The sequence below is a fragment of the Escherichia sp. KTE159 genome, from assembly GCF_000408805.1.
Classification (GTDB): Bacteria; Pseudomonadota; Gammaproteobacteria; order Enterobacterales; family Enterobacteriaceae; genus Escherichia; species Escherichia marmotae.
Window position 1 is genome coordinate 2,329,634 of record NZ_KE137292.1, and the last position, 24,120, is coordinate 2,353,753.

A 24,120-nucleotide genomic window follows, 5' to 3' on the forward strand; every position below is an offset into this window, starting at 1 on the left:
CTGCGTACAGGCTGACAATCTGCTCCAGGCTGGCGGTACGCGGGTTGCTACGCAGACAAATATCTTCCTGCGCGGCCTGCGCCCATGCATCGTAATGCGCAGATGTCGCACCAACATCGCCCAGCCGTTTACCAATCCCAACTTCCACAATCAGCTCACTTACCGCGTTAATAGCGTCACGATCGTCCGATTTTTTAGTTCGCAGCGCCCGACCAACCTGGCTAAAGCGTTCACGACAAACCATTCGGTTAAACTCCATCACCGTTGGCAGCAACATGGCGTTCGCCAGACCGTGCGGAATATGCAGCGCCGCACCCGACTGATGCGCCATCGCGTGACACAACCCAAGCCCCGCGCTGGAAAACGCCATTCCGGCCATACATGAAGCCAGCAACATGCTCTCGCGCGCAGCAAGGTCATGCCCGTAGCCCACCGCTTTCGGCAACGATTTACCGATCATCGCGATTGCGCCAATCGCCAGACTGTCGGTAAACGGTGTGGAGTTCAGCGCGCTGTACGCTTCAATGGCATGAGTTAACGCGTCGATACCGGTCATCGCCGTGACATGCGACGGCACGCCTTCGGTCAGCGCGGCGTCGAGAATGGCAACATCCGGCATCAGCGAAGCATGTGCTAATACCTGCTTGCGCCCGCTCACTGCGTCGATAATCACCGTCACGTTAGTGGTTTCAGAGCCGGTTCCGGCAGTCGTTGGAATGGCAATCAGCGGCAGGCGTGATTGCAGAACGCTGTTTTCTGACATCCCGGCCAGTGTGCTATCGGGGTTCGTCACCAGCAACGCAACGGCTTTCGCCGCATCCAGCACCGACCCACCGCCAAACGCGATCACCCCATCGCAACCCGATTCACGCAGTTGCGCCACAGCCGCACAAACGTCAGTAATACACGGTTCGCCCACCGGACACGGCCAGAGCGTGATGGCAATTCCTTTGACGGCCAGACTACGCATAAGGCCAGCGGTCATCCCCGCCTGATGTAAAAAGCTGTCTGCCATTACAAACAGATGTTTCAGGCCACGGGTTTGCGCTTGTTGTCCACAACCGCTCACCGCGCCCAGACCGCTGAGCGTCACTGGCGGAACGCTAAATGTTTTTACCCGTTGCAGATTCAGGGTATCGAATGCCTGAAAGAGCGCCGTTTGCAATTCATTTTGCATAGATCCCCTCCGCTTTCTCTCGCCCGCTACTGGCTATCGCCAGCGGGGTCATAAACAAACTGTGCTGCGGTAAATGCACCTGTAATGCCGGGAATTGTTTGCGAAACAGTTCCGCCACGCCCGGTTGCATACAGGAACCACCCGCCAGCCATAAATCAGTAATGCCCTGCCCTGCGATATGTCGGGCGACAATGTCCGCCATTTTTTCGTATACCGGCTTCACCGCAGGCCAAATTTCTTTGCCGTGACCGCGCTTGTAATGCTCCGCCTCTTCCAGCGGAATGCGACGATTTCCGGCGAGGGTCAGAGAGATATGATGTCCGCCAGTCGCTTCATCTGCCGAGTAAGTCACTTTGCCCTGTTTCACAATGGCAATACCGGTGGTGCCACCGCCGATATCCACTACGCCAGCGTTGTCCAGTTGCAGCAGGTCTGCCACCGCCGTTGGCTCATCCAGCACATGACTCACTTCCAGTCCGGCAGATTCCAGCACGTTGATGGAAATACGCGCATCCGTCCCCGGGGGAAATGACGTCGCCGCATGACTAAAACGGCGACCCAATTGCTGCTCAAGGGTGTCAAGATGGCGACGAACAATGGTGACTGCGCCGAAGAAATCCCAGACGATGCCGTCGCGGACCACATCGGCCCAGTCGAGGCATACCGCCACCGGCTGACCGTCGCGGTCGACGACCATTGACACCACATCGCAGGTGCCCAGATCCACCCCCAACCACAGCGGAGATTCCGTCGCCGCTGGCGTCTGGTTACACAACGTTGCTGCTGTTTGCAGACGTGGGGTGAGCCATTGTTCGTCGTGCGCCATCTGTTACTCCTTAAACAATGCGAAACGCATCGACTAATACACAGCGGCGCAGACGAACAAACGTCCGCGCGCTGGTTACCCCTTCACCGGTTGGCGTGGTGATGGTCATCGTGGTCCAGCCTTCTCCGCCCAGCCCCAGCCCGGCAATGCACGACCCGTTCTTGACGAAAATGCTGGTATCAATGGCGTTTGCCATCTGGTTCATGTTGTCGATATTGCGCGAGTGCATTGCCGCCGTGTGGTGGCAACCACCTTCCAGTTTCACCGCCAGCGCAATGGCATCCGCCACGTTGGTGACGCGCACGACAGGCAACACCGGCATCATCAGCTCGGTAACGGCAAAGGGATGTTCTGCTGTGGTTTCCACAAACAGCAAACGCGTTTCTTGCGGGACGTTCAGGCCAATTGCTGCCGCGATTTTCGCCGCGTCACGACCTACCCAGTCACGGCTGACGGTGCCTTTTCCGCGCTCGTCGATATTTTTCAGCAACACAGATTGCAGTTGCTGTGCCTGCTCTGCGGTCAGTTTCACCGCGTGCTGGCCTTCCATCAGGCGCATCAGTTCATCGGCTACGCTATCAACGACAATCAGTACCTTTTCATCGGCACAAATGATGTTGTTATCGAAAGAAGCGCCTTTGACGATGGACTGCGCGGCACGGGCGAGGTCGGCGGTTTCATCCACCACCACCGGCGGATTACCGGCACCTGCGGCAATCAGGCGTTTATTGGTGTGTTTGCGCGCCGCTTCCACTACCGCTTCGCCACCTGTCACCACCAAAAGGCCAATGCCCGGAAACCTGAACAAGCGTTGCGCGGTTTCGATATCCGGATTTGCCACGGTAACCAGTAAATTTTCTGGTCCGCCTGCGGCGACAATCGCCTGGTTGAGTAACGTAATCGCCCGCTGAGAGACTTTTTTCGCCGCCGGATGTGGGGCGAAAATGACGCTGTTGCCCGCGGCGATCAGGCTGATGGCGTTATTAATTACAGTTGCCGCCGGATTGGTTGACGGTGTCACCGAAGCCACCACGCCCCAGGGTGCGTTTTCAATCAAGGTCAGGCCGTTATCACCGGTCAGCACCTGCGGAGAAAGGCATTCAACACCCGGCGTACCGCGCGCCTGAGCGACGTTTTTGGCAAATTTATCTTCAACGCGACCCATGCCGGTTTCACTAACGGCAAGTTCCGCTAAATCTCTGGCGTGCTTTTCGCCTGCTTCACGAATAGCAGCAATGGCTAACTGGCGCATCGCCACACTTTTTAACCCTTGCTGGGCAATTTTGGCTGCCGCAACGGCGTCATCCAGGGAAGCAAAAACGCCCATCTCATGAACGGCGGCGGGCGGTGTATCACTGCTTTGCATTTTCAGCAGCACCGCTTTCACCACCTGTTCAATATCCTGTTGATTCATGATGTTCTGCCTTATTTGTGGAAAATGACCTGACCGCCAGACACCACCTCATCGACAATGCCAATCACGCACAAGTCGACCGGCGATGTTTCGCTTTTATGCGCCTGGCGGGCGGAACTGCCACTCACCAGCAACACCCACTCTCCGGTTCCTGCGCCAATATTGTCGATAGCGACGGCACACTGCCCATCGGGATTTCCCTGTGGATCAATCATTTCCACCATCAGCAATTTGTCATGCGCCAGTCCGTGGTGGCGCACGGTGCAAACAATTTGCCCAGTGACGACAGCCAGTTTCATACCCGCCTCCGTGGCGTATTTCAGGTAAAAGCTCCCCCTACCCTCCGCAGAAGGTAAAATGAACAAGGAGAGAGCGTGACGCCCGAATCGACGTCACACAGGGTGATTACAGGTTGCTGCTGTCGCCTTTCAGGCCGATCGGGAAGACTTCTTCCAGGTCGCCGTGCGGACGCGGGATAACGTGTACGGATACCAGCTCGCCAATACGCTGTGCCGCTGCGGCACCGGCATCGGTCGCGGCTTTACAGGCAGCAACATCACCGCGAACCATTGCAGTCACCAGACCGCCACCAATCTGCTTAACACCAACCAGTTTGACGCGCGCGGCTTTCACCATCGCATCAGAAGCCTCAATCAGTGCAACCAGGCCCCGGGTTTCGATCATTCCTAATGCTTCCATTGTGTTTTCCTCTTTATAGGGGTCCAGAACGGGACCGTTCATTCAACCAGTGTGGGTAAACTGCTTTCGCGGTTCACTTTTGTCTGACGCGGTACGGCGGCCACCAGCGCCAGCTCGATAATTTCCTGCACGCTACAACCACGCGAGAGATCGTGCATCGGCGCGGCAAGTCCTTGTATCAATGGCCCGACGGCACGATATCCGCCAAGTCGTTGTGCGATTTTGTAGCCAATATTTCCCGCCTCTAGCGACGGAAAAACCATCACATTGGCGTTGCCCTGAAGCGGGCTGGCAGGCGCTTTTTGCGCTGCCACTTCCGGCACAAAGGCGGCGTCAAACTGCAACTCGCCATCCACTACCAGTTGTGGCGCGCGTTCACGGATTATTTCTGTCGCCTGCTGAACGTTAGCAACGCAGGGGTGGCGGGCGCTGCCGTTGCTGGAAAATGACAGCATCGCCACGCGCGGCTCTTCTCCGGTGATAGCCCGCCATGTTTCGGCGCTGGCAAGCGCGATATCAGCCAGTTGCGCCGCCGTTGGTTGCGGCACTACGCTGCAATCGGCAAAACCCAACGCCGGGCCGCTGTACTGCGGCAACATCAGGAAAATGGAGGAGAGCGTTTTACAGTCAGGTTGCAAACCAATAATGCGTAATCCGGCACGCAACACATTCGCCGTGGAAGAGAGATTGCCCGCGATACAGACATCCGCTTTACCGGCGCTAACCATCGCGGCGGCGAACATCAACGGGTCGGTGAGTTTTTCCAGCGCATCCGGCGGCGTTTTTTCTCCCGCACGGGTCAGCCAGCGCTGGGCAAATTCTTCCCGCATTGCGAGGTTGCCATGCGGATCAATGGCCTGTAGTCCATCCATCGCCACACCATGAGTGAACGCAAACTGGCGAAGTTCAAACGGACTGGCGACCAGAATGGGCGTCGCCAGGCCTTGCTGATGCAGATATTGCGCAGCTTTCAGCACACGCTGGTCTAACGCATCCGGAAAAACCACTCTGGCGGGCGCTCGCAACGCCAGTTCACGACAACGTTCAATAATCATTGCGTTTCCCCCAGTCGTTGTTGGATCTGTTTCACCGTTAGCGGCTGCTTCGTTACGCTCAAAATCATCATCACGTAAACCGTGCTGGAAAGGCGGTTCAGCGCCTGCAAGATGTCCGGACGCAGTACGTTAAAACTGCGGGTAATAAACACCTGCGCCGCGACGGTTTCGGTTTCCCGCACTTTGGTTCGCAGCAGGTTCAGCAACGCCGCATCGCGTCCGTGGCTGGCTTCCGGCACCAGATGATCGTGGTCGAGATAACGCAGCGGCTGGTGAGAAAGCCGATGCAGCTCTTCGTCAGAAAACCCGACAATCGCCTGATCGGCCAGCGGTTCCCCCAACGCATCGGCACGCATAATGTTGCCAAGACGCGAACGGATATCCGCCAGCCACGGCTGCCACGGTTCCGCCAGTTCAATTTGCAGCCAAACTGTCAGCGCAATGGTGCTGTCGAGGACAGCGCGAAAACCCAGGCGCGGATCGCTTTTAGCGACCATTTTTTCCGCCGACAGGTGAGTCAGCGTGTCAGGCTTTTTTGCCACCGGCTGGCGACACAGTTCGCAGCACGCTTGCGGATATTCATCGCTACTGGTCAACCCGTGAACACGCTGCGGCTGCTGCAGTTCATCGTCAACAAACAAACTCCCCTGCTCATCAATAAACTTGATGCGCAGATGGCGGCTTTCCAGCAACTCCCGGGCAGAGGGCGTCAGGCGACTGTCCGCAGGGAGATGGATCTCTGCGCCTTCGCTGAGCGTATGGTTTGCTCTTAGCCATGCTTCGGTGATGAAATCTTTCATAGGGATTGCCAGTTCGCCGGCCAGGCGACATACAGGAACTTCACGCTGGATGTCGTACCAAATTCGATGCTGGAACCTTTCGGGATAAACATCACATCGCCCGCTTTGGCGATCATGGTTTCGCCTTCGTGGCGAACATGCAGTTCCCCTTCCAGTACCATGTCGATTTCGTCGTAGTTCAGGGTCCACGGGAAGAAGGCGTTCTCCCACTGCATAAAACCGGCGGCCATGCTGCTGCCGTCGTCTCCGGTCACGAGATCAGTCAAGCCCACGCAGTGCGGTTGTGCGCCATCGAAACGACCAAATTTCACGCTGCCGCCATCAATCACTTTGATGCCGCCTTTGCCGGTCACCGATTTAAAGCTCGGCTGCATTGCGCCCTGCTCCAGCGACTGTTTTTCCTTCATCACTTTTTCCATCAGTTGCGCGACCAGGCTTTCGGTAAACTGGCCTTCCGGTAACTGGGCGATGATGGTTTCGCGGATGCGCTGGTTTTCGGTTTTATCGGCTGGCGCGCTGGCGGGAACGGATGCCGTTACCGGCGTCGATTCATCGCACTCGATGATGGTAACCCCCAGCAGGGCCGCCACTTCTCGCGCTTCCGGGGTAATAATGCTGGCACGCAGAACCACGGACATTGCCTGTTCGCCGCGTGAATGTGCTTCACGAATATCATTCGCTGTGATGAGTTTTTTCACCTGCTTCCTCCTGTTCGGTGAGAGATGCCAGATAATCCACCAGTTGCTGCACGCTTTGCGGGTCGTGGCTGTTTAGCGCGAAAATCGGTTCTTCGAAGCCCGTCTCAAGCAATAGCTGTCGCGTAGCGGCGATGTCAGCATCTGGCATGTCCGTTTTACTGATGACGGCGATTTGCCGTTTAATAACGCCAATATCCAGCAACCCGGCAGGTAATCGGCTTTCCTGGTCATTCGCGCCGTGGACATAGATCAGCATGTCCACATCCTGTAGCGTGGTAATTAAGGCGTGATACAGGCGGGGATGGCTAAAATATTCACCTGGAGTATCAATATCACCCTTATCATTAAATTCCACAGCCTGCGTTTTTCTGGCGAGAGCGTAATTCCCCTGCAAAGCATTAAAAAGCGTTGTTTTTCCTGCCCCGACGGCCCCCACAAACGCGATTCGTTTCATGAATGCCTCGTATTAACTTTTCGTCATTTCACACAGCGTATAATTTAATAAGCGCCCTAAACCGCTAACGGTTTGTAATAAAGCTTCTTCCACTGCGCCCACCGAGCCATAAATCACCAGAGCACCACTGAAGCGGTCGAGAAAACCAATGTGTACGTCGGCGGCTTTCAATGCTAAATCACCGGCAATCATCGCCGTTTCTCCGGGAGTTAGCGTCATAATGCCGATTGCACCTGCATCCGGAACACCGATTTTCTTCGCCAGTTCCTCGCCAGGGTGCGCAATGAGATGTGCCAGCGTGACCTGTTTCCCGGGCACAAATTCCTGAATGATGCGTTCTTTATCCATGAGTCGCCGCCTGTGAAAAACTTGCGGCTATCGTGACAATTTTTCGTCAGAGTAAATAACAAAATTCGGCAAGCGAGTTTGAAAGGTGAGGTAGATCACTAAGAATGGGGAGATATTTTATGTAATGCATAAATTTTCACGTGCAGCACATGAATATAATTAAATTGATATTGATTTATTTTTATATGGCGTACTTTATTATTCGAAAAACCAGTAATAATCCCTTCTGATATATTGCGGTAAATCGCTTACCCCGAATAATTCAGGGTAAGCGTGATTTAACATTAAGAATTACAGCGGTTGAGTTTGCGCTTCAACCACGGCCAGCGCCACCATGTTAACGATACGACGCACTGACGCGATTGGCGTTAATACGTGAACCGGTTTTGCCACGCCCATCAGCACCGGGCCGACCGTCACACCTTCCGAGCTGGAAACGCGCAACAAGTTGTAACTAATGCGGGCGGCTTCCATGTTCGGCATCACCAGAATATTGGCGGAACCTTTCAAAGGGCTGTCCGGCATACGGTCGTTGCGAATCGCTTCTACCAGCGCCGCGTCACCATGCATTTCACCATCAATCATCAGTTCAGGAGCACGTTCTCTCACCAGCTCCAGCGCTTTACGCATCTTGCTTGACGACGGGCAGTCAGAAGAGCCGAAGTTGGAATGCGACAGCAGAGCAACGCGCGGCTCAATACCGAAACGACGGACCGTTTCTGCCGCCATCAAGGTGATCTCCGCCAGCTCTTCTGCATCTGGCTCATTATTGACGTAAGTATCAGCAATAAAGGTGTTACCACTCGGCAGCAGCAGCGCGTTCATTGCGCCAGCGGTGTGAACACCATCGCGATAGCCAAACACATTTTTCACCACGCTGAAGTGTTCGTGATATTCGCCCACCGTACCGCAGATCATTGCATCGGCTTCGCCACGCTGAACCATGATCGCGCCGATCACAGTCGGGTTGCTGATCAGAGCACGCTGCGCCTGTTCCTGAGTTACACCACGACGCTTCATGATCTGGAAGTATTCGCTCCAGTACTCTTTAAAGCGCGGATCGGATTCGTTATTGACGATCTCAAAATCAACGCCCGCTTTGATCTGCAAACCCAGTTTCTGAATGCGCATTTCGATCACATTTGGACGACCAATAAGAATTGGTTTTGCCAGTCCCAGCGTTACCAGTTCCTGAGTCGCGTGCAGAACGCGCGCCTCTTCCCCTTCAGGCAGGACAACGCGCTTCGGCGCTTTGCGAGCCTGGGAGAAAATCGGCTTCATAAACAGGTTGGTTTTGTAAACGAACTCGGTCAACTTGTCGATGTAGGCGTCAAAGTCGGCAATCGGGCGCGTCGCCACACCGGACTCCATTGCCGCTTTTGCCACCGCTGGCGCGATCTTGACGATCAGACGTGGATCGAACGGTTTAGGAATAATGTATTCCGGGCCAAAGCTCAGATCCTGATCGCCATAGGCAGAAGCAACCACTTCGCTCTGTTCCGCATGAGCCAGTTCAGCAATTGCGCGTACCGCTGCCAGTTTCATCTCTTCGTTGATGGCCGTTGCGCCAACGTCCAGCGCGCCACGGAAGATGAACGGGAAGCAAAGCACGTTGTTGACCTGGTTCGGATAGTCGGAACGACCGGTACAGATGATGGCGTCCGGACGCACTTCTTTCGCCAGCGGCGGCAGAATTTCCGGTTCCGGGTTCGCCAGCGCCAGAATCATCGGCGCGCGAGCCATTTTCTTCACCATCTCCTGGGTCAGCACTTTCGGGCCGGAACAGCCGAGGAAAATATCCGCGCCTTCAATCACATCGTCGAGGGTACGTTTGCCGTCATCCACAACTGCATATGCCGCTTTGGTTTCCGCCATGTTCGGCTCGCGCCCCTGATAGATAACGCCTTTTGAGTCGCAAACTACGATGTTGTGTTTTTGCAGACCCAGCGCCACCAGCAGGTTCATACAGGCGATTGCCGCTGCACCTGCGCCAGAAACCACCATCCTTACGTCGGAGATATTTTTCTCCACCACGCGCAAGCCGTTGAGGATGGCGGCGGTGCTGATGATTGCCGTACCGTGCTGGTCGTCATGGAATACCGGAATGTTCATTCGCTGGCGCAGTTTCTGCTCAATGTAGAAACATTCTGGCGCTTTAATGTCTTCAAGGTTGATACCACCGAACGTCGGTTCGAGTGCGGCGACCACTTCAATAAATTTATCCGGGTCCAGCTCATCAACTTCGATGTCAAACACATCTATCCCGGCGAATTTCTTAAACAGAACGCCCTTGCCTTCCATTACCGGTTTGCCTGCCAGTGCTCCAATGTTACCGAGCCCCAGCACTGCCGTACCGTTAGAGATCACCGCCACCAGGTTACCGCGCGCTGTATATTTGTAGGCTTTTAACGGATCTTTTTCGATTTCAAGACAAGGCGCGGCGACGCCAGGCGAATAGGCCAGCGCCAGATCGCGCTGCGTTGCCAGAGGTTTGGTCGGAGAAACCTGGATTTTCCCTGGGACTGGAAATTCATGGAAATCAAGTGCACTTTGTTTTAACTGGTCATCCATTTGGTTGTTCCTTTCACGTAACGTTCACAAAAATGTGTGGGTTGCTGCCTTCGCCCACAACGTGGCGCACATTATCACCTTGCCGGAGCTTTCAGACTTTGAGCAAGTCCAAACTCTCCACATCAAAATAATGTTTCGGTAATAATCCTATAACACTGATGTTACCTGCTTAATCCAGCAATACCATGCCTGTCTGCTATGCTTTTTTGATGCGTTTCGCGAAATTTGTCAGAAGTGTGAATTAACGCACTCATCTAACACTTTACTTTTCAAGGAGTATTTCCTATGAACGAGTTAGACGGCATCAAACAGTTCACCACGGTCGTGGCAGACAGTGGCGATATTGAGTCCATTCGTCACTACCATCCTCAGGATGCCACCACCAATCCTTCGCTGTTACTCAAGGCTGCCGGATTATCACAATATGAGCATTTAATAGACGATGCTATTGCCTGGGGTAAAAAAAACGGTCAAACCCAGGAACAACAAGTCGTCGCGGCCTGTGACAAACTGGCGGTCAATTTCGGTACAGAAATTCTCCAAATCGTACCCGGTCGTGTGTCGACAGAAGTTGATGCACGCCTCTCTTTTGATAAAGAAAAGAGTATTGAGAAAGCGCGCCATCTGGTGGATTTGTACCAGCAGCAGGGCGTTGAGAAGTCACGCATTCTGATCAAGTTGGCTTCGACATGGGAAGGAATTCGCGCGGCAGAAGAGCTGGAAAAAGAAGGTATTAATTGCAATCTGACGCTGCTGTTTTCCTTTGCTCAGGCACGAGCCTGCGCAGAAGCAGGCGTTTTTCTGATTTCACCGTTTGTGGGCCGTATTTATGACTGGTATCAGGCGCGCAAACCAATGGACCCATATGTGGTAGAAGAAGATCCGGGCGTCAAATCAGTACGCAATATCTACGACTACTATAAACAGCACCGTTACGAAACCATCGTGATGGGCGCAAGTTTCCGCCGTACCGAGCAAATCCTCGCTTTAACCGGTTGTGACTGTCTGACCATCGCGCCGAACTTGCTGAAAGAGTTGCAGGAAAAAGTCTCGCCGGTGGTACGTAAATTAATCCCGCCTTCTCAGCATTTCCCGCGCCCTACCCCTATGAGCGAAGCGGAATTTCGTTGGGAACACAATCAGGATGCGATGGCGGTAGAAAAACTGTCTGAAGGCATCCGCCTGTTCGCTGTCGATCAACGCAAACTGGAAGATCTTCTTGCCGCCAAACTGTAAACCAGCCACGGAGTGTTCTATGTCCCGAAAAGACCTTGCCAATGCGATTCGCGCGCTCAGTATGGATGCGGTGCAAAAAGCCAATTCTGGTCATCCCGGCACGCCGATGGGCATGGCCGATATTGCCGAAGTGTTGTGGAACGATTTTCTTAAACATAACCCCACCGACCCGACCTGGTATGATCGCGACCGCTTTATTCTCTCTAACGGTCACGCATCGATGCTGCTCTACAGTTTGCTGCATCTGACCGGTTATGACCTGCCGCTGGAAGAGCTGAAGAACTTCCGTCAGCTACATTCAAAAACACCAGGTCACCCGGAGATTGGCTATACGCCGGGTGTGGAAACCACCACGGGGCCGCTGGGTCAGGGGCTGGCGAACGCAGTCGGACTGGCGATAGCAGAACGCACGCTGGCGGCGCAGTTTAACCAGCCGGATCATGAGATTGTCGATCACTTCACTTATGTGTTTATGGGTGATGGTTGCCTGATGGAAGGTATCTCCCATGAGGTCTGTTCACTGGCGGGAACGCTGGGACTCGGTAAGCTGATTGGTTTTTACGATCACAACGGGATTTCGATTGATGGTGAAACTGAAGGCTGGTTTACCGACGATACGGCAAAACGCTTTGAAGCCTATCACTGGCATGTTGTCCACGAAATCGACGGTCACGATCCGCAAGCGGTGAAGGAAGCTATTCTCGAAGCACAAAGCGTGAAAGATAAGCCGTCGCTGATTATCTGCCGCACGGTGATTGGCTTTGGCTCGCCTAATAAAGCGGGTAAAGAAGAGGCGCACGGCGCCCCACTGGGTGAAGAAGAAGTGGCGCTGGCACGGCAAAAACTGGGCTGGCATCATCCACCCTTTGAGATCCCCAAAGAGATTTACCACGCCTGGGATGGCCGCGAAAAAGGCGAAAAAGCGCAGCAGAGCTGGAATGAGAAGTTTGCCGCGTATAAAAAAGCCCATCCACAACTGGCAGAAGAGTTTACCCGCCGGATGAGTGGCGGTTTGCCGAAAGACTGGGAGAAAACGACTCAGAAATATATCAATGAGTTGCAGGCGAATCCGGCGAAAATCGCGACCCGCAAAGCCTCGCAAAATACGCTTAACGCTTACGGCCCAATGCTGCCGGAGCTGCTTGGCGGTTCAGCGGATCTGGCTCCCAGCAACCTCACCATCTGGAAAGGTTCTGTGTCGCTGAAGGAAGATCCGGCAGGGAATTATATTCACTACGGGGTGCGTGAATTTGGTATGACCGCTATCGCCAACGGCATCGCGCACCACGGTGGATTTGTACCGTATACCGCAACGTTCCTGATGTTTGTTGAATATGCCCGCAACGCCGCGCGTATGGCGGCACTGATGAAAGCGCGGCAGATTATGGTTTATACCCATGACTCGATTGGTCTGGGGGAAGATGGCCCGACGCACCAGGCGGTTGAGCAACTGGCCAGTTTGCGCTTAACGCCGAATTTCAGCACTTGGCGACCGTGCGATCAGGTAGAAGCGGCGGTGGGCTGGAAACTGGCGGTTGAGCGCCATAACGGACCGACGGCGCTGATCCTCTCCAGACAAAATCTGGCCCAGGTGGAACGCACTCCGGAGCAGGTGAAAGAGATTGCTCGTGGCGGTTATGTGTTGAAAGACAGCGGCGGCAAGCCGGATATTATCTTGATTGCTACCGGTTCAGAGATGGAGATTACCCTGCAAGCGGCAGAGAAACTGGCGGGCGAAGGACGCAATGTGCGCGTGGTTTCCTTACCCTCGACGGATATTTTTGACGCCCAGGATGAGGAATATCGTGAGTCGGTGCTGCCCTCAAACGTTTCTGCCCGCGTAGCGGTAGAAGCAGGTATTGCCGATTACTGGTACAAATATGTCGGTCTGAAAGGGGCGATTGTCGGAATGACGGGTTATGGCGAATCTGCTCCGGCGGATAAACTGTTCCCGTTCTTTGGCTTTACTGCCGAGAATATTGTGGCAAAAGCGCATAAGGTGCTTGGGGTAAAAGGCGTCTGATGCTGATTGCCAAATGCTAATTGCCGGATGCGACGCTGACGCGTCTTATCCGGCCTACCGCGTCTTATCCGGCCTGGCGCGTCTTATCCGGCCTGGCGCGTCTTATCAGGCTTACATGTCCCCGCCATGATGTTTAACGGGTGATCCACAACGTGGGCCAGGCGTCTGGTCCATGCCAGTTATCGCAGGTTGGCTCTGCGGCGTAACGCACCAGACGAAAGCGCTGGCCGTCAAAACGCCAGCGAGTCTGGATACCACAATCGCTTAACCCACGCCCTTTCGCTAACGTCACCAGTTCACGCGACTTTTCATCAAATGTCGCGTTCATCAACTCCAGTTCATTCGTCTCCTGACCGTTGTTGAACGGTAAGCGCAACCTTACCGGGCGCGATGCCAGCGGTTTTTTACGCGAAACGATCCACGCCAGATCAATGGTGTTATACGCGCCAGCCTCACAGCCAATCATCATTAATGCCTTGTCGTCGGTCAGCGCCGTGACGCTCACTTCACGACGCAACGGGTCAAGCGAACAACGCAGCCCCTTCATCCGCCAGTTACCGTAATCCAGCAAATCGTTACGTTCTTCAAGTGAGAGTGGCGTTGGCGTTGGATTCACTACTGCGACCTCTTTCAGTGCAGGCGCAGGCGGCACGCTAAGCGGCGGCTCATCCCCTTTCTTGATCCACGCGGTTTCACTACCAACGCGCTTTTGTTGGGCATCAATAAATATCAACGCCGCTTTTAAACCGCTCAAAGAAATGGTCTGCTCGCCGTCACGTAAGGTGATTGCCTTCCCATCCTGAACCCTCTTTAAAAACGCGGTGATGGTCGCCGTATCATCGGTCACTAATAACCACGGCGAAATTCGCCACTTATCTCCTATTAATGCCAGCGGCTTGCCATCTAATAGTAGTCGTGGCGCTATCTCCTCTTCCAACGCATCCGGTGATTTCAAACCACCACGCTCAATACGTAAAACGGCGTCGGTATGCGCCCCGGCACTGCGGCTAAGAGTCATCACCAACCCATTGTGATCGCCTGTGTTGCGCGCTACGCAGAAATTTTGATTATTACAAGTGACCTGCCAGTCGGAAAACGTCCGTTGCGCTGGTGCTGCCCACGCTAAAGACGTCGGCAACAAAGCGATAAACATGAGAAGGAAAATGCGATAGCGCATGGACGGTACGACCCCAGAAGTTCAAACAAACAGCACAAGTCGTATCTTCGTTGCGCAGATAGCGCGGCTCAATCGGATTTATCGGATTGAGCCAATAATAATCAGCGAAATATTATTGTTACTTTTCAGTCCATTAAATGTGACGCTTGCAAATAGTTAAGCAATAACACCGTCTTACCGTCACGTATCTCGCCAGTTTTGATCATCTCCAGCGCCTGGCTGAACGGCAGCTCGAGCACTTCAATATCTTCATCTTCTACGCCGCCACCCGCGTTAGCGCGCTGACTGTCACTGTATTCCGCGATAAAAAAGTGGATTAACTCGGTTACACCGCCAGGCGACATATACAGTTCAAATAATTTGCGTACTTCGCCAACTTCATAACCCGTCTCTTCAATCGCTTCTTTGCGAATACAGACTTCCGGTTCATCGTTATCCAGCAGCCCGGCGCAGGTTTCAATCAACTGCCCACTTTCATTGCCATTAACCCAGGTGGCAACGCGGAACTGACGAATCAGCACCACGGTCTTTTTCTTCGCGTTGTACAGAAGGATCGTCGCGCCATTACCGCGATCATAAACCTCACGTTTATGGCGGATCACTTCGCCATCTTTGCGCGTAAGATCATAAGTAATGTTGTGCAGGGTGAAATAGTTATCGGAGAGAATTTTGTCTTTGATGAGGGTGATTTGTTGCGTCATACCGACTCCACAGCGCGAAATGAACTGTTATCTTACGCTGTGAAGTCGGGTTTGTCTGTGTATGAAATTAGTGAGATTTGACTGATTTTACCCCCAGCCAGTCAATAATTCCCTGCGCCGCATGACGCCCTTCCGCCATTGCGGTAACCACCAGATCCGCACCACGCACGGCGTCGCCACCGGCGAAGATTTTCGGGTTCGTCGTCTGGTAACGGTACTGGCTTTCAACGTCCGCCACAATACGGCCCCATTTATCCACATTGACACCGTGCGACTCCAGCCACGGCATCCCGTGCGGGTTAAAACCAAACGCCATAATCACCGCGTCGGCTGGCATGACAAATTCACTGCCTTCAACCGGCACCGGACGTCGACGTCCTTGTGCATCCGCTTCACCAAGACGCGTGCGCAGGAAACGAATTCCGCAAACGTGACCTTGTTCATTCAGCTCAAGCGCCACCGGCTGGACGTTAAATTCGAAGTTCGCTCCCTCTTCGCGGGCGTTTTTCACCTCTTTTTTCGAGCCAGGCATGTTAGCTTCGTCACGACGATAGGCACAGGTGACGTTACTCGCGCCGTGACGCAACGCGGTGCGCACACAGTCCATTGCGGTGTCGCCACCGCCCAGTACCACGACATTTAGTCCGGCGGTATTGATAAACGGCTCTTCCGGTAATTCTTCAAGCCCCATCACCTGTTTGGTGTTAGCAATGAGGAACGGCAGAGCGTCATAAACGCCCGGCGCATCTTCATTGGGTAAGCCCGCTTTCATGGAACGGTAAGTACCTACGCCAACGAAGACCGCATCATACTGTTCCAGCAACGCATCCAAAGAGACATCTTTGCCCACTTCACAATTGAGTTCGAAGTGAATTCCCATCGCGCTGAAGATTTCCCGACGACGCGCCAGCAGAGATTTATCCAGTTTAAAAGAAGGAATGCCAAAGGTGAGCAGGCCGCCGATTTCCGGATGGCGATCGTACACCGTCACCTCAACACCGTTACGCGTCAGGACATCCGCACAAGCCAGCCCCGCCGGCCCCGCGCCGATAATCGCCACCTGCTTGTCGACTTTGGTGACGTGGCTTAAGTCAGGCCGCCAGCCTTTCGCCAGCGCCTGATCCGAAATGTAGCGTTCAATGTTGCCGATGGTTACCGCGCCATGTTCATCGCGAATGGTGCAGGCACCTTCACACAGGCGGTCTTGCGGGCAGACACGCCCGGTAATTTCTGGCAGGGTGTTGGTCTGGTGAGAAAGCTCGACCGCTGCGTCGATGTTTCCGGCTTTCACCAGTTCAATCCACTGTGGAATATGGTTATGCAGCGGGCAAGTCCATTCACAGACGCTGTGTTCACCGCACTTCAGGCAGCGCGAGGCTTCTCGCTGCGCCTGATCGGCACGAAACGGTAGATAAATCTCATCAAAGCCAGTTTTACGCGCTTCAATTGCCAGTTTATCCGGCTCGCCGCGCGCGGGCGTTGCCTGCATTTGCTCAACTTTACTCATCACCGGCATTTCTTGTGCCGTTGTACTGGCATGCCAGGGTTGATGTTCCTGACGAGCGGTGCGTAAGCGGCGGGATTTCGCCATGCCGGATAATGTGGAGTCGGTGACCAGTTGCAACGCATCCGCCGGGCAGTTTTCGACACAGGCGGGGCCGTTTTCTCGCCCTGCGCACAGGTCGCATTTATGCGCTGTAGCTTTCACTTTACCCGCAGCGACGGGGGTCAGGACGATTTGCATGGTGCCAAACGGACAGGCCACCACGCAGGATTTACAGCCAATGCACTTTTGTTGATTGACCTGAATACTGTCATCAACATGGCTGATCGCGCCATTGGGGCAGCTACGGGCACAGGGCGCATCTTCGCAGTGATGGCAGGTTACCGCACTACGCTGTTGCTGATGTTTAATAACCGTAATTCGGGGGTGAAAATGGTGTTGGCTCAAGACATGTTGTTCATCATTGTGAGCCATGACACAGGCGATTTCACAAGCATGACAACCCAGACATTGCTGACTGTTGGCCATAATAAAACGATTCATAACGACCTTCTTTTTTGGTTGTAAAAACCTTATTCTTTATATGAGTGTTGTTATTACCCGACTTACAGGGGAATCGGCAATATTCATTTGCCCAGGGCAAGTAACTATTTCGCTATAAACTGTGGCAGATCAAATAATCTCATCGCTTATTAAATTGCGTTTCAGCGACCTGAAACATTAATTATTTTATGTGGAGAAGACGCGTGTGATTGTCAAACGACCCGTCTCGGCCAGTCTGGCCCGGGCCTTTTTTTACATTGTGCTGCTGTCGATCCTTTCCACTGGTATTGCTCTGCTAACTTTGGCGAGCAGTTTGCGCGATGCCGAAGCGATCAATATTGCCGGATCGCTACGTATGCAAAGTTATCGTTTGGGTTACGATCTGCAACGCGGCAGCCCGCAGCTCAATGCGCATCGCCAACTGTTCCAGCAGGCACTGCATTCACCGGTATTAACCAATCTCAACGTCTGGTATGTGCCAGAAGCGGTAAAAACTCGCTATGCGCATTTAAATGCCAACTGGCTGGAGATGAATAACCGGCTCATTAACGGCGATTTGCCGTGGTATCAGGCTAATATCAATAGTTATGTCAATCAGATAGACCTGTTCGTGCTGGCTTTGCAGCACTACGCTGAACGCAAAATGCTGCTGGTGGTGGCGATTTCTCTGGCTGGCGGCATCGGTATTTTCACGCTGGTCTTTTTTACTCTGCGCCGCATACGCCATCAGGTGGTTGCTCCGCTGAATCATCTGGTGACCGCCAGTCAGCGTATTGAACACGGGCAGTTCGACTCACCGCCACTGGATACCAGCCTGCCGAATGAACTGGGGCTGCTTGCAAAAACCTTTAACCAGATGTCGAGCGAGCTGCATAAGTTGTACCGCTCGCTGGAGGCGTCAGTAGAAGAAAAAACCCGCGATCTCCACGAAGCGAAGCGCCGTCTGGAAGTGCTGTACCAATGCTCGCAGGCGCTAAATACCAGCCAGATTGATGTACATTGTTTCCGTCATATTTTGCAGATTGTTCGCGACAATGAAGCGGCTGATTACCTGGAGCTTAACGTTGGTGAAAACTGGCGGATTAGCGAAGGAAAGCCAAACCCTGAACTGCCGATGCAAATTTTGCCGGTGACCATGCAAGAGACAGTGTATGGCGAACTACACTGGCAAAATAGTAACGTGTCAGCGTCAGAACCGCTGCTTAACAGCGTTTCGTCGATGCTGGGCCGTGGTTTGTACTTTAATCAGGCGCAGAAGCATTTTCAGCAGTTGCTGTTGATGGAAGAACGCGCAACCATCGCCCGCGAGTTGCACGACTCGCTGGCACAGGTGCTTTCTTACTTACGTATCCAGTTGACATTACTGAAGCGTTCGATACCGGAAGATAACGCCACCGCACAAAGTATCATGGCCGATTTTTCCCAGGCGTTGAATGATGCTTATCGGCAGTTGCGCGAGCTGTTGACCACTTTCCGTCTGACACTCCAGCAGGCGGATCTCCCCTCTGCGCTGCGTGAAATGCTGGATGCGTTGCAAAACCAAACCAGTGCCAGACTGACGCTCGACTGCCGTCTGCCAACCCTGGCGCTGGATGCACAAATGCAAGTGCATTTGTTGCAAATTATTCGCGAGGCGGTGCTGAATGCGATGAAGCACGCCAACGCCAGCGAAATTGCCGTCAGTTGCGTCACCGCGCCGGACGGCAATCACACGGTCTATATCCGTGATAACGGTATCGGCATCGGTGAACCGAAAGAACCCGAAGGTCATTATGGTCTGAATATCATGCGCGAGCGTGCAGAACGGCTGGGTGGTACGCTGACTTTTTCGCAACCTTCTGGCGGTGGCACGTTAGTGAGTATTAGCTTTCGCTCTGCGGAGGGTGAGGAAAGCCAGATTATTTGACATCCATGCTCGAAATAAGCCGACTTTAAATAAGGCTCTACGACTGATATAAGCCTGATACATTTACTTACCCGGCGGCGAAACAACACCGGGTAAGCCCTCTGTATTTTACCAACTGTAACGCAGGTTCAGACTGCCATTAAGATCGTTATAGTTATGGCTTCCTGTCTCACCAACAACCTGGCCAGTAATACTCCACTGGCAGTCCTGGTTCACCTGAATCCCTACTTTCGCCTGCGCCCGGTTAGTCGGGCTATCCTGTTTCATCTCTGCGCCATCGAACGAAACTGAAACATCACCGCTAGTGTACAACCAGTTCACTTCGGCAAATGGCTGGATCATGGATGTTGCGTTCCTGTGCAATTTACCATCCACACGCAGCCCCAGACGGGTGGTCCAGCTATCACTATCCTGATCGTCAATACGAGTGCCGTTATTGTCGATAACGCTGTCAGCATCATACTTCTGCCAGGTCGCCTGCGCCTGTGGTATCAGGCTCACTGTATTCTGGTTACTCAGCGCAATATCGTGGCGGTAGCCCGTCTCCAGCGAGATGGCATGTGCCGTGGAGTCATAACCCTCAGAACCTACGTCACCGTTACTCACGCTGTTGTTGTAGAAGCCATACTGATACCAGCTATCGACATAAACCCCTTGATGGTTTTGCGCATCAGCAAACCAGGTCGCATATACTCCGAGATTGTAGCCATCAACATTACCTGTCGCGCTGAACCGACTGCCGTCCGCGCCACGATTACCCTCGCTGTCGGTGTCTGCATTGATGTAACTGGCCATCACGCCGACTTTCAGACTCTGCCTGTCGTTATCCCACGCCAGGATATCGCCGCCCAACTGAAACTGCGAATAGTTGTTGTTGATATCAACATTGCCGTCAGCCGCCTGCGACCCGGCATTACCCGCCTTGAAACGCATCCAGACACTGCCATCTTCATTATGGTACTGACTACCTTCGCGATCGTACAACGTCTGCATTTGCAGGTTACGCACCATCCACTGGTTACCGAGGTAAGCGCCGATATCAGGGCGATATTGTGGCGTTACCGGAACATCGCCACTATCATCCGGTTCCGGTGGAACGGTGGATTGTGAGCGTAAATACCAGTCGCCTTCATCTTCATACAGACGGTATTCATACAGCCCAATCTGCACCTGGTTACCCTGGGTAAAGGCACCTTCTGACTGGCCGCCGACATCGATCACTTCAATACCATTTTTCGTCTGTGCGCCTTTACCATTGACGTTAGCAACATAGACCGTCGTGTTACCCGAAGTATCACCGGAGATGACCAGTTTATCGGTTGGTGAACTGTCGTCGCCCAGTTGCGTGTTGAAATACAGATTACCGTTGTCGCCAGTGTAGTTACCGTTGATGGTTAGTGTGTTGCCCGTTTCGCCTTCATGGCTCATAGCAATCTTGCCACTGTTGTAGACATCGCCGTTCACTACGCTGCTGCCGCCGAAAGTGGCACCAGAGTCAACATTTACAGCCCCCAGGCCAGACACATCCGGCACGCCAATTACTCCGGTATCCGTCAGCCACAATGTGCCTTCGGTGACGCGAGTTTCACCGCTGTAAGTGTTGGCAGTGTTCAGGATCAACGTGCCGTCACCCGCTTTGGTCAGCGTTTTGCCATCCCAGCCAGTCACGCTGTTCGGGTCGACATCCGCCAGCACCGTATTCAGCGTAAAGCTGCCATCGGGATCGCTGAGGGTAAAGATGCCGTGCGCATCCGTCGCCGCATTATTTTCATCCGCATACCAGGAGAGTGACGCCGTCAGTTCGTATTGCGAGTTATCGGCGGGTACTACACGGCTGTCAACCGTCAGGAAATCCGTTTCTTTGGCTTCGATTCCGGCGACGGTCAGGTCGTCAAAGTCCCCACTAATAGCGCTGTCGGCATCGATCAGCGTGAAGGCGTAAGGGGCATGGGTAAGCGGATCCTAAATATTGCCAATCCCGGTGATATTCAGCGTGCCGTTCAGGCTGACGCTGTCGGCGGTAATGATTGGGCTACTGGCATCCGCGCCTAAATCAATGCTCAGCACGCTGCCCTCCTGCTGGTCAAGCACGGTCGTATTGAGCGTTGCGCTCGCCGCCAGCGAGGTGGTGCCGCCGCTAAACGTCGTCAGGTTCGCCAGTACATATTCTCCCGCCGCATTCAGATTCAGCATGGCGTAGTTATCTACGTCGCCCATCCCCAGCGCACCAACGTCACTGGCATTCAGCGTGCCTTCGGCAATCAGCGTGCCGCCGCTGTAAGTGTTGGCATGCGCAATGGTGATGGCGTTAGCGCCCTGTTTCACCACTTTACCCGCGTTCATCTCGACGAGTTGCTCACCGTCGTAGTTGTAGTAGTCGCTAATCACGTTGCCGCTGTTCAGCGCCCAGTCTTCAGTGCCGCCGAGATGCAGGGTTCCGCCATCAACGACATTACCCGTGCCAAGCGCGGAAGCATCAGCCACCCGGAAACTGGCATAATTACGGAGGGTCCAGGAGCCGCTAAACCCGCTATTGTCACCGCTGAGGGTGGTATCGCCTGTGCTCCAGACATCGCCGCTGCCGCTGATGTTGTTATCCAGAGTACCGGATGCGGATTCAATGAGCAGCAGGCCATCAGCCACAATACGCCCACTGCCAAGTTCCAGGGTTTGAGCCTCCACCACGGCATACTGCTCAATGTCGATAGTCGCACTCAGTCCGCTGAGATCGCTCGTCTGCCCGATAATAAGATCGCCGTACACATCCAGCAGGCCGCCGCCGGTCACGATGCCGTTAAACCAGGAGGTCATATAGCTGTCGCCTCCCAGAGTCAATTTACCTCCGTCCAGATCCAGCGTACTCCCGACATCGCCATATACGTACTCAAGGTTCTGGCTCATGCCATCCAGGTCAAAGGTGGAGCCAGATTCCAGCTCCAGCCCCCCCTCTTCACCCAGCGAGTTATCGACTCCGGCAATCAGGGTGCCACCGTTAACGAGCGTGTTGCCGCTGTAAGCATTCGCCGCCTTCAGGATAAGCGTGCCGTCACCCGCTTTGGTCAGCGTTGAACCATCCCAGCGAGTGGCGTCGTTCGGGGCAACATCGGCCAGTATGGTGTTCAGCGTAAAGCTGCCATCGGGATCGCTCAGGGTAAAGGTTCCGTGAGCATCTGTGACCGCACTGTTTTCATCTGCGTACCAGGACAGCGAGGTGGCGAGCTCGTACTGCGAGTTATCCGTGGGGTTAATACGACCCGCGACCGTCAGGAAGTCGAGCGCTCTCGTCTTCATTCCGGCGATGGTCAGGTCGTCAAAGTCGCCGTTGATGGTGCCATCGGTGTCGATCAGCGTGAAGGTGTAGGGATCATGGCTGAGCGGCTCCTGAATATTACCCACCCCAGTAATATTCAGCGTACCGTCCAGCGAGGCTCTGTCGGCGGTGATGATTGGGCTACTGGCGTCTTCCCCAAGGTTGATATTCAGAACGCTGCAATCCTGCTGGGTGAATACGCCGGTGTTAAGCGTTGAACCCGCCGCCAGCGTGGTGGTGCCACCGCTAAATGTCGTCAGGTTCGCCAGCACGTATTATTCCTTTTTAATTAAAGTTCAATAAAGCGCCTTATTTTGAGGAAAGAAACAAACTCTCCGATTATGATTTTCATAACAGAGAACTTTTTATCCCAATGCTCTGGTAATAAACACATATTGCGCGCAATATAATTTAATAAAATTTGGCGCAATATCCCCCTTACCCATAACAAGTATTGAAAAACATCCAAAAACATTCATCAGAGTAAAGTTTTTTATTTTTGGCGCTAACACGCCACCGTTGCTGATATTTAACCAACAACGTAAAATCATTATTATCGACAAGTTAGTGATTAATCACTTCCATATTACATCTTCATCTACCGTTCACTAGTTAATAGTGGACTACTGTTAGCCTGCCTGAAACAAGGTGCCCAAACAGTCTTTAAAACGTTTCGCATCAATAAAAAACACCAATAAAATCAATTAATTATACCAAATAAACATAAACACATGTAATACAAAAGTTAATAAAAAACCATTGCAAACCATGCCAATATATTTTATTGGCAATAGTTCACCCGGAGCGACACCCCCTCCATGAAATAGATATTAAAAATAGTGACAGTTTATTTAAATAAAGTCATATAGTTTTTATAGATCGATAAATAAAAATCGATCTATAAAACAGATCGATCCATATGAAGAATAGTTCACGGTGAACCTACCAAGATGATTAAAATACTTTCTCAGAAAGCTAAGAATATTTACCACATCACTTAGCATATGATTTTCAACCAAAAAAATGGTCTTCTCATTTTAAGAACCATAGAGGAAAAAGATACCCGACGTTAATTAATAAGATAGAGAGCAAGTCATATTCGTATAAAACAATAGATATCAAAAATAATTCCACACAAACAAAATACAAGAATCATACATGACATCGATTTAATATCTCTATATATTCATATGATTATTAGCAGAAGTCATAAAATAGTGTTTAGTATGTTGATGAGCGTCAGCAAAAACGAGCAGTTTCCTCGCTTATTGATATGGAACCAGACAAACGAAATATCCGCTTTTTGCAAGCTCTCCGGGAAAAACGATGCCGGGCAACGATTCCGTTAAGAAGAAATTTTGTTAACATCCTGCTGCGGCTTTACATTTGTAAAGGTGAGTTTTCGCTGACAGGGTTCGAATGATGCTCTTCCTTGCGATATCAAAATAAAAAATCGCTGTATTTTTTATTAAAAATTCAACAAATTAGAAAAACATTCCGTTCATGCACCGCAATGGAAAGAGATAGCTGCCGTTACTTTACGCTTATGCAAACTTTGCTACCGAGTGCTGATAATTTACATTATCTCCTTTTTTTCTCCACGATTGGCTCGTACCTTGCCGCTACAGTGAAGCAAGGTATGCCCATAACGATACGCAGAAACACGAGGTCCTCTTTT

Annotated in this window: 17 protein-coding genes and 1 pseudogene; 3 read left to right on the forward strand and 15 right to left on the reverse strand. The window is 52.7% G+C overall.

The window, feature by feature from the left end:
* The 11 genes from eutG to maeB form a co-directional block, all read right to left on the reverse strand.
* Window positions 1–1,177, reverse strand: a 1,177-nt coding sequence (gene eutG, locus A31E_RS10495; protein WP_016249050.1) for an ethanolamine utilization ethanol dehydrogenase EutG, incomplete at its 3' end; no start/stop codon positions are given.
* Window positions 1,167–2,003, reverse strand: a complete 837-nt coding sequence (gene eutJ / locus A31E_RS10490; RefSeq protein WP_016249051.1) for an ethanolamine utilization protein EutJ — start codon at window positions 2,001–2,003, stop codon at window positions 1,167–1,169. The genes eutG and eutJ, both read right to left, overlap by 11 nt.
* A gap of 10 nt (window positions 2,004–2,013) precedes the next feature.
* Window positions 2,014–3,417 (reverse strand): aldehyde dehydrogenase family protein, encoded by a 1,404-nt coding sequence (locus tag A31E_RS10485; protein ID WP_016249052.1) that lies wholly within the window; start codon window positions 3,415–3,417, stop codon window positions 2,014–2,016.
* 11 nt (window positions 3,418–3,428) lie between these two features.
* The gene (gene eutN / locus A31E_RS10480; RefSeq protein WP_000762196.1) at window positions 3,429–3,716 is read right to left on the reverse strand and encodes an ethanolamine utilization microcompartment protein EutN; all 288 of its coding nucleotides are present in this window, start codon (window positions 3,714–3,716) and stop codon (window positions 3,429–3,431) included.
* A gap of 106 nt (window positions 3,717–3,822) precedes the next feature.
* The gene (gene eutM, locus A31E_RS10475) at window positions 3,823–4,116 is read right to left on the reverse strand and encodes an ethanolamine utilization microcompartment protein EutM (RefSeq protein WP_000387719.1); all 294 of its coding nucleotides are present in this window, start codon (window positions 4,114–4,116) and stop codon (window positions 3,823–3,825) included.
* Window positions 4,117–4,154: 38 nt separating this feature from the next.
* Window positions 4,155–5,171, reverse strand: coding sequence for a phosphate acetyltransferase (gene pta, locus A31E_RS10470; RefSeq protein WP_000583002.1), 1,017 nt, complete (start codon window positions 5,169–5,171; stop codon window positions 4,155–4,157).
* The gene (gene eutT / locus A31E_RS10465) at window positions 5,168–5,971 is read right to left on the reverse strand and encodes an ethanolamine utilization cob(I)yrinic acid a,c-diamide adenosyltransferase EutT (RefSeq protein ID WP_000651314.1); all 804 of its coding nucleotides are present in this window, start codon (window positions 5,969–5,971) and stop codon (window positions 5,168–5,170) included. Before eutT ends, pta begins: the two co-directional genes overlap by 4 nt.
* Window positions 5,968–6,669: an ethanolamine utilization acetate kinase EutQ gene (gene eutQ / locus A31E_RS10460; RefSeq protein ID WP_000733938.1), complete on the reverse strand. Its 702-nt coding sequence runs from the start codon at window positions 6,667–6,669 to the stop codon at window positions 5,968–5,970. The genes eutT and eutQ overlap by 4 nt, the downstream gene beginning before the upstream one ends.
* Window positions 6,644–7,123: an ethanolamine utilization acetate kinase EutP gene (eutP, locus tag A31E_RS10455; RefSeq protein ID WP_016249053.1), complete on the reverse strand. Its 480-nt coding sequence runs from the start codon at window positions 7,121–7,123 to the stop codon at window positions 6,644–6,646. The genes eutQ and eutP overlap by 26 nt, the downstream gene beginning before the upstream one ends.
* A gap of 12 nt (window positions 7,124–7,135) precedes the next feature.
* Window positions 7,136–7,471 (reverse strand): ethanolamine utilization microcompartment protein EutS, encoded by a 336-nt coding sequence (gene eutS, locus A31E_RS10450; protein ID WP_000356954.1) that lies wholly within the window; start codon window positions 7,469–7,471, stop codon window positions 7,136–7,138.
* A gap of 291 nt (window positions 7,472–7,762) precedes the next feature.
* Window positions 7,763–10,042 carry an NADP-dependent oxaloacetate-decarboxylating malate dehydrogenase gene (gene maeB / locus A31E_RS10445; protein ID WP_000342663.1) on the reverse strand — a complete coding sequence of 760 codons (2,280 nt, stop codon included), beginning with the start codon at window positions 10,040–10,042 and terminating at the stop codon, window positions 7,763–7,765.
* Between the two features lie 285 nt (window positions 10,043–10,327).
* On the opposite strand from maeB, the gene tal reads away from it, so the two are divergent.
* Window positions 10,328–11,278 carry a transaldolase gene (gene tal / locus A31E_RS10440; RefSeq protein WP_016249054.1) on the forward strand — a complete coding sequence of 317 codons (951 nt, stop codon included), beginning with the start codon at window positions 10,328–10,330 and terminating at the stop codon, window positions 11,276–11,278.
* A 19-nt stretch (window positions 11,279–11,297) separates the two neighbouring features.
* A complete protein-coding gene (gene tkt / locus A31E_RS10435; protein ID WP_016249055.1) occupies window positions 11,298–13,301 on the forward strand; it encodes a transketolase in 2,004 nt (667 codons plus the stop codon).
* A gap of 133 nt (window positions 13,302–13,434) precedes the next feature.
* Here tkt and A31E_RS10430 read toward each other — a convergent pair whose 3' ends face one another.
* The 3 genes from A31E_RS10430 to aegA all read right to left on the reverse strand — a co-directional run bounded on the left by A31E_RS10430 (window position 13,435) and on the right by aegA (window position 17,226).
* Window positions 13,435–14,478, reverse strand: coding sequence for a DUF1176 domain-containing protein (locus tag A31E_RS10430; RefSeq protein ID WP_016249056.1), 1,044 nt, complete (start codon window positions 14,476–14,478; stop codon window positions 13,435–13,437).
* Between the two features lie 125 nt (window positions 14,479–14,603).
* The gene (gene nudK / locus A31E_RS10425) at window positions 14,604–15,179 is read right to left on the reverse strand and encodes a GDP-mannose pyrophosphatase NudK (RefSeq protein WP_000193712.1); all 576 of its coding nucleotides are present in this window, start codon (window positions 15,177–15,179) and stop codon (window positions 14,604–14,606) included.
* A 67-nt stretch (window positions 15,180–15,246) separates the two neighbouring features.
* Entirely contained in the window at window positions 15,247–17,226 is a 1,980-nt protein-coding gene (gene aegA / locus A31E_RS10420) for a formate-dependent uric acid utilization protein AegA (RefSeq protein ID WP_016249057.1), read from the reverse strand.
* Window positions 17,227–17,431: 205 nt separating this feature from the next.
* On the opposite strand from aegA, the gene narQ reads away from it, so the two are divergent.
* Window positions 17,432–19,132, forward strand: coding sequence for a nitrate/nitrite two-component system sensor histidine kinase NarQ (gene narQ / locus A31E_RS10415; RefSeq protein WP_016249058.1), 1,701 nt, complete (start codon window positions 17,432–17,434; stop codon window positions 19,130–19,132).
* A gap of 108 nt (window positions 19,133–19,240) precedes the next feature.
* Here the strand turns inward: narQ and A31E_RS26800 are convergent.
* Window positions 19,241–22,717, reverse strand: a pseudogene (locus A31E_RS26800) (autotransporter outer membrane beta-barrel domain-containing protein); the annotation flags it as partial.
* Between the last annotated feature and the right edge of the window lie 1,403 nt (window positions 22,718–24,120).